The following is a 7,142-nucleotide window of genomic DNA, read 5'->3' on the forward strand; positions in this document are numbered from 1 at the left end:
GGGCCGGTGACCCCGCGCGCCTGGGCGCCCTCGCCGTGCTGACAATCAGCGCCGCTGACTCCGCCCACGACGAGCCCACCGACACGGGACTGATCAAGCTGACCGTCAACGAGGTTCGCCGCCTGATCAACGCCTGCCTCATCCGCCCGATCACCGACCTCGCCCATCGTTTGCACTGGTCAGGCTGGCGGCGACGGCATCAAGCCCGCGCCCGACGAGCCCACTACACACGCCGCCTCAACCTCGAACTTCAGCCATGATCCCGAACGGCGGCTGCCGTACTAGCCGCGGCGATCCTTCTCCGCGTCCTGTCCGCCTGTCTCGCGCCGCTCCCCGAACGCCGACACTGATCGACGGAATTGTCGTCATGTCCGGCGGAGTCTTCCGGCATCCGCGGTCGAGTGGGAACCGTCCGGCGCCCAAGGGCGTACTGGTCGCCACAGGGAGCGCCCGCCTCTAGTCCCGCGTGTCCACGCTTGGAGCACAGACGATGACCTATCGACACTCATCGCGCATCGTCCCTCCCGCCGGAGCGGCGCTGCTCGCTCTCGGAACCGTTCTCGCTGGCAACGTGCTCATCGTCGATGCCCTACTGATCAGCGCAGGCCCCGGCAAGAACACCCTGTTGACCATCGCCAAGGCCGTCGGCGTTCACGCGGCTCTGCTGACAATGGCGCAGCTCGTACTCATCTCGCGGCTGCCCTGGCTGGACTCGAGGCTGGGCGCCGACCGTCTGACGCGGTGGCATCGCCGGCTCGGGACAGGACTACTCGGCGCGGTGCTGCTGCATGGTGCTCTGGCGGTGTTCGGCTACGCCACCCTGAGCGGAGACTCGGCTTTCGACACGTTCTCCGCGCTTGCCGGAGTTCCAGCCTCACTAATGGGTATCACCTCCGGCGCGGTGATCGTCACCGTGGTACTCACGTCGATCACGCACCTGCGCCGCCGGCTACCCTACGAGCTGTGGCACGGCATTCACCTGCTGCTGTACCTGGCACTCGTGCTCGGCCTTCTGCACCAAGCGATGGAGACAACAACGTTCGCCGCCTCAGCCCTCGCAGCGGTCTACTGGTGGTGTGCCTGGGCATCGGTGGGAATCCTGCTGCTCTTCGGTCGGATCATCATCCCCGTCTGGCGCAACCTCCGCCACGGCTTCCGAGTCGCAGCAGTCGTACCAGAAGCAGGCAACGCGGTGTCCATCTACGTGCACGGCCGAAGACTCGACCGCTTTCCCGCCCGAGCCGGTCAATTCGCCATCTGGCGCTTCCCTGGATTCAACCCGGCCTGGCAAGCCAACCCCTTCTCCCTGTCGGCCCGCCCAGACGGTCACCACCTGCGGCTGACGGTCAAGGCAGCGGGAGCGACGAGCGCCCGGCTCGCGTCCATGCCGACCGGGACGAGAGCCCTCGTTGAGGGGCCCTACGGAGCCTTCACCAGGCTGGCCAAGACCAGGCGCGACACGCTGCTGATCGCCGTCGGGGTGGGGATCACCCCAGTGCGCGCCCTACTCGATGACCTCGACGGTTCAGTCGTGGTGGTCTATCGGGTGCGATCGGAACTGACAGCCCCGCTGCTGGGCGAGGTCCGCAACCTCTGCCGGGAGCGCCATGCGCCACTTCATGTCCTGGCGGGCCCACGTCAATCTGCTCCACCCCTGTCGGGGGCCAATCTTGCAGCCCTCGTACCCGACATCCACAGTCGCGACGTCTTCATCTGTGGTCCATCGGCGGTGACGACGGCACTTCTGCGGAGCCTGCGCGAGCTGGGAATACCCAACATGCAACTGCATGCGGAGCGCTTCGGCCTCGGCTGATCAAAGCGACTCCCTGGACAGCGCCGTCAGCCTCGGGGACGTCGGCCACGGAGGTAGAACGATCACCGCCCTACCCAGGCTGGCCGACGCCGCACACCTACTTCACTGGGGCGACATGGACGCCGGCAGCCCAGAATTCTCCACGAGTTCCGCGCCGCCAGCGTTACCCGCCGCATCGCTGTTCACCGCGACCGGTGCCGATCCTCACGACACCGAAAGCGGGCCTTCATCTGAGCCGCCCCGCCCTTATGAAACCAAGCCGTATCAGACGCCGAGTCTTCGAAGACCGCGTCCCACGGGTCACGTCCCGCGCTGACCGAGGTGGGCGACCGGCCGGGTCTGCTGGAGGCGCAGACGTACCTGGTGGCGTTCTGCGTCGGGCACGGCTTCGCGGTCGACGACCCCGGCTACGTGGAGGACGGCGTCCCGCACACCCCTGCGGCGGGACCTCTGCCGACCGGTGGGTGTCGCTCCATGTGGCAGCGGGCGGTGCGGCCGGCGATCAGCGGTTGCGTTCCTGGAAGGAGTGCGGGTAACTCGCGTTGCGGATCGTGAGCATCGGATCGGCGACCTCGATCCCTGGTGGCAGTGTGCCCGGCATGAAGGCCAGCGCCTTGTCTGCCTCCGGGCTGTTCGGCCCGACCTGGTCGATGGTGATCGTGCCGAGGGGTACACGACGCCTGTCGTCGGGCCACGCCACGGCCGGATCGTCGATGACATCGGAGTCCTGGGCGACCTGGGCGTACCAGGTGAAGCTGATCGGCCCGGCCGCGATCCGCTGCTTGATCTCCTGGAACAGGTAGTCGGGGGCGGCGTCGCCCTGCTCCTCGTGGAGGAGGCTCCTCCAGCGGAGGCCACCCGGGGTCAACCTGTGCCGCTCCAGGCCAATCTGAGTTAATGATCTTGTTTATTGCCCTGTCCGGTATGGTCGGCGTGTGGTCGTCGGCTGCGACGGGTGTTCGGGTCAGTGCAGGTCAACGTGGGTCACTCCCTGCCAACGCGGGTGGACCCGCAGGTCGTTACACTGGCCACTCGCGCCCTCGTAGCTCAGGGGATAGAGCATCGGTTTCCTAATACTCCAACGTCACTTGGCCTGTCTGCGTTGGTAGTGGGATCGGCGGGCTCGGGCTTGGGATGTTCGCCGCCAGATCGACCAGTGCAGGGTGTGCTCTGGTGGTAGTGCTGCGGCCAGGACGAAGGCGTTGATTAGTCGGCGGATCTCGGCGACGGTCAGCGCGATGATCTCCGGGCTGGCGTCGGGTTGCTGGGCGACGAGGATGGTCAGCACGGCCAGGGCGAGCATGGCCAGGGTGATGAAGCGGTGCCAGCTGGTCCAGCCGCGGACCTGGTAGTGGTCCAGGCCGACCTGGCCTTTGCCGGTCTGGAACAACTCCTCGATGCTCCACCGGGATCCGGCCACTCGCACGAGGGTGTGCAGCGGGACTGGTCGGGGGGACCAGCACAGGTAGAAGGCCCGCTCGCCGGTGCTGCGGTTGCGGCGGATCAGCAGCCACCGGTGCTCACCCCGCCTCGTGGCGGTGGTGATCCACGCCCACAGGTAGTCGCGGGGTCCTTTCGCCCCGGGTCCGCAGCTGCGCTGCTGCCACTCGCGGGTGGGGATTCGCTCAGCGAGGTCGTCGACGCGGATGAGGGTCCGGCCGTCGTTGATGTGCACGCGTCGGTCGCAGCCGACTGCCAGGACGTAGCCGACGCCACGGTGTTCGAGGTCGGCGCGGAGGCCGGGGTCGGCGCCGTAGACCTCGTCGCCGGTCACCCATGCCGCCGGGACGCCGGCGTCCAACGCGGCGGCGATCATCTGCCGGGCCAGGGCCGGCTTCGTCGCGAACTCGGCGTCGTCTGGCACGCCGGCGGCGGCGAGACGCTCGGGCTGGGCGCACCACGTGGCCTCGGGTAGGTAGAGCCGGCGGTCGATCAGCGCCCGCCCGTGCGGGGTGACGTAGGCCAGGAACACCCCGACCTGGCTGTTCTCTACACGGCCGGCGGTGCCGGTGTACTGCCGCTGCACCCCGACCGAGCACACGCCCTTTTTCAGGAACCCCGTCTCGTCGGTGACCAGCACCGCGTCAGGGTGCCCGAGCTGCTCTACCAGCCAGGAACGCACGTCATCGCGCACAGCGTCGGCGTCCCACACCGCCGTGCGCAGCAGCCGCTGCATCGCCTGCGGATCAGCGTGACCGGCCTGCTCCGCCAACGACCAGCAGGTTTTGCGTTCCACGCCCGACAGCAGCCCTTCCACGAACTGCCCGACGGTCCGGCGCGGCTCTGCCCGCACGAACCGGCCAGCGACACGCGCCACCGCCTCGTCCAGAGTGACCCGCCACCGATCAAGGTCTACGCTGTGGCACGCGGCCACCGCACGATCTTCGGTTGTCCTCACAAACCATCGATGATCAACGCGGTGGCCGTCTTCATGCCCACACCACGCCCAACGCCGAAGCCAAGTGACGTTGGAGTATTAAGCCGGATCAGTACCGATGCGTCTGGCTTATCCCGGGAGAAGGCGGCACGACGAAGAGGGTTGATGGCGATGTAGAGCTAATTGCCGACAGGCCCCCACGAGGCAACGCTTATGGCGACGTTCCGTTGAAATATCAGGTGTCCTCGAACGGCGAGACCTCTGCCAGCTTTCCGCAGGTGTATTCATACGCCACGTTGCGTGGGGAACTCAGGAATGGGCTCGACGTTCTCCTCCTCGATGCGCAGGTTATTAGCTGGCACCCAGATGCTGCGGCTATCGATGCCCGAGCCGCTCTCGTTGGTCACTGGTCAGACAGTGGCGACCCGCTCACATTCGACGACATCAAGCTTCAAGTGTCCGGCCTCGACGTAATCTCAGGTGTCGGCCCCTTGAAGTCTTTCACCTTTCCGACCAGTGGAGCCAGCTTCTTCAACCGGTCGTGGACTGTGGAGGCGAACCCGGAGAGCGAGCAGTCTTGGTCCGACTCGGAAGCGGAGTTGAAGTTGAGCTATGACGCTTCCCTCAGCATTGGGGACGCGTACTTCTACCGCATGTCCTTCAGCCCGACCCTGTGGATCAAGCTTGCGGATCGCATAAGCTTAGACGAGTGCTTGAAGGCTTGGGTGGAGCCGATAAAGCGGCTCGTTTCCCTGGCAAGCGGCCGCTCGGAGCAGTTGACATTCCTCGCGGTGGGAATCAAGTCGGATGACAATCGGATGCCAGCGCGGGAGCGACGCCTCCAAGTGTACGGCTTCGGCATCTCCCAGGATCCGTTTGCCTCTCGCGGCAACGAGGTCAGCCGAACCAAGCCTGCCTTTACGACCAAATGGGATGACTTATCTTTGCTCGACCTCGTGCGACGCTGGCAATCGCTGGTCTCTGATCATCATCCTCTGATTGAGACCTATGGTTCATCTATTGTGATTCCTCGTCAGCATCCGCGTGCCCAGTACCTACTGCTTATTCAGGCGTTGGAGGGACTGCACGGATACGAACACAGAAGCGAGACAGAAAGGAAAGCTGAGGAGCATAGCAACAAGAGGAGGCAGGTAGTTCAAGAACTTGAGTCGACAGCCTCCGTCTCGGGTCCGGCGATGCAGTTCATCAAGAGATTCCTTGCGAAAAGGCCGTTCTCCAGCCTCGATTCCTGCCTGCGTGACCTTATCGGGGCGCTCCCCGTAGATGTCTCTTCTGATCTCCTTGAGACCGCTCTGTTGCGCTCGGTCCAAAACGATCCGCGACGCCCGCAGGGGGTGGCGGATAGTTTGAGGATCATTCGGAACGACTTGGCGCACGGCACTAGAGGCTATCCCATCCAAGACTTGAACGAGGTGAGCCAAATACTGGAGCAAGTCGCAAGGGCTCATCTCCTTCGAGTGCTTGGATGTGGTGTCGACGTCCAGGAGAGAGCGGTCAACCCAGATCGGCACTAGCCGACCCTGCGCTGGGACACCCTCTGGTGCGAGAAGCATCTTGCGCAGCATGCACAATGGTGTCGTGGTCTCTGAGACGGGCGAGGACGCCGAGTGGTGGACGACATCCGACGTCGCCGCCTACCTCGGCGTCCAGATCTCTACCGTCACCAACTACAGAAAGCGTGGGCAGATGCCAGAGCCTGACATGACCGTCGGGCGCACGCACGTGTGGCGACCGGATCGCATTCGGCTGTGGCATCGGAACCGCCCCCGACCTGGCGTAGGTGGTCGTCGGCCCGCGCAGAGCGATCCGGGCTTGGAGCAGGCGGACTCTTAGACAGCGATTGCTCGGACTTGGTCGAGGTAAGACGCTACCTCCGGTTGCTTCGGGTACTGCTTTGCCAGGTGGCTCGTCAGCTCTCGTGAGCACATCAGGAGCGACGGCAGCGACCTCCGATCGCCCTGGAGTGCGCGCCGACCATGCGCGACTGCCGCCTCTACATCTCCCTGCCGAGCGGCCGTCACACCGAGGGTCACCCGCGCTTCAGCGATGCGCATCGGTTTGCGCTCCTCGCCGTTCGGGTCGGTCGATGACTTGATGACCTCGTGGGCGTACATCTCGGCAAGGCGATCCTCGCCCGCGATGCGGTAGCAATCCATGGCATAGAAGTCGAACTTGGCGGGATCGACCACGAAGTGGTGATCGGTGTCCTCCGGATAGGGCAGCGCTTCCAGCAGTCTGCGTCCGTGATCAAGTGAGATCTCGACCTGGCGACGGTCGCCCAGGCGTGCCCACGCCTTGGCCTTCTGCGCCGCAAGCTGAACCGCTGCACCATCGCGAGACGCGACGGCCTGCCCTGCCTCGGCAGCCGCAATGACACCCCGGTAATCACCCTGCGTGAGTGCGTACCAAGCGCGCATCTCGTAGGCCCAGCCTGAGACTGCGCTGTTGCCGGCTTCCTCGCCGAGCGACAACGCGGCCTTACGGGTGCCCTCCGCCGCCTTCCGCCGACCCATGTCGTACTCGACGCAGCCGACGAGAAGCGCGATCCAGCCCGAGAGGGTCAAGACCTCTCGATGCTGAGCGAGGGTAAGCCGACGGTCCATCAATGAGCCATTTTCATCGTGACGGCGCAGGTCACGGGCGGTGTGGGAGGCCGGTGTCCAGGTAGGACGAGGCTCCCGGTAAGACAGCAATCGACCAAGATCAGATGCCCCAACCGGGAGCCTCGCTGTGCTGTCTTACCCTGCCGCGATTCCGTTGTCCACCCGCAGCCTGAACCACCTCGCCGCCCTCATCCGAACCCGCCGCCAGCAGCAACGGTCTCGGTGGCGACGCCTCGACCCCGGCCGGCAAGCCCTGCTCGCCCTGGCCCACCTGCGCAACGGCGACGACCTGCAGCGCCGCCTCACCGACCTGCGGCGCGACGCCGAC

Annotated in this window: 5 protein-coding genes and 2 pseudogenes; 4 read left to right on the plus strand and 3 right to left on the minus strand. The window is 65.3% G+C overall.

Features of this window, described 5'->3' with window-relative positions; all coding sequences use genetic code 11:
- Both NMK34_RS30840 and NMK34_RS30845 read left to right on the plus strand, forming a co-directional pair.
- Positions 1–260 (plus strand): annotated as a pseudogene (locus tag NMK34_RS30840) (hypothetical protein); the annotation flags it as partial.
- 230 nt (positions 261–490) lie between these two features.
- Positions 491–1,813 (plus strand): ferredoxin reductase family protein, encoded by a 1,323-nt coding sequence (locus tag NMK34_RS30845; RefSeq protein WP_318336475.1) that lies wholly within the window; start codon positions 491–493, stop codon positions 1,811–1,813.
- Positions 1,814–2,315: 502 nt separating this feature from the next.
- On the opposite strand, the gene NMK34_RS30855 is transcribed toward NMK34_RS30845, so the two are convergent.
- Positions 2,316–2,681 (minus strand): hypothetical protein, encoded by a 366-nt coding sequence (locus NMK34_RS30855; protein ID WP_318336476.1) that lies wholly within the window; start codon positions 2,679–2,681, stop codon positions 2,316–2,318.
- Positions 2,682–2,897: 216 nt separating this feature from the next.
- The gene (locus NMK34_RS30860; RefSeq protein WP_318336477.1) at positions 2,898–4,130 is read right to left on the minus strand and encodes an IS701 family transposase; all 1,233 of its coding nucleotides are present in this window, start codon (positions 4,128–4,130) and stop codon (positions 2,898–2,900) included.
- 299 nt (positions 4,131–4,429) lie between these two features.
- Between NMK34_RS30860 and NMK34_RS30865 the strand changes: the two genes are divergently transcribed.
- Positions 4,430–5,725, plus strand: a complete 1,296-nt coding sequence (locus tag NMK34_RS30865; protein WP_318336478.1) for a HEPN domain-containing protein — start codon at positions 4,430–4,432, stop codon at positions 5,723–5,725.
- Between the two features lie 315 nt (positions 5,726–6,040).
- Here NMK34_RS30865 and NMK34_RS30870 read toward each other — a convergent pair whose 3' ends face one another.
- Positions 6,041–6,775, minus strand: coding sequence for a hypothetical protein (locus tag NMK34_RS30870; protein ID WP_318336479.1), 735 nt, complete (start codon positions 6,773–6,775; stop codon positions 6,041–6,043).
- Positions 6,776–6,941: 166 nt separating this feature from the next.
- On the opposite strand from NMK34_RS30870, the pseudogene NMK34_RS30875 reads away from it, so the two are divergent.
- Positions 6,942–7,142: pseudogene (locus NMK34_RS30875) on the plus strand (hypothetical protein); the annotation flags it as partial.

The organism is Micromonospora sp. BRA006-A, from assembly GCF_033433935.1.
GTDB classification, from domain to species: domain Bacteria; phylum Actinomycetota; class Actinomycetes; order Mycobacteriales; family Micromonosporaceae; genus Micromonospora; species Micromonospora aurantiaca.

What these genes read in the sequence shown, in the direction of transcription:
- NMK34_RS30845 (WP_318336475.1), top strand. Translation starts at nt 491, where the DNA reads ATGACCTATCGACACTCATCGCGCATCGTCCCTCCCGCCGGAGCGGCG.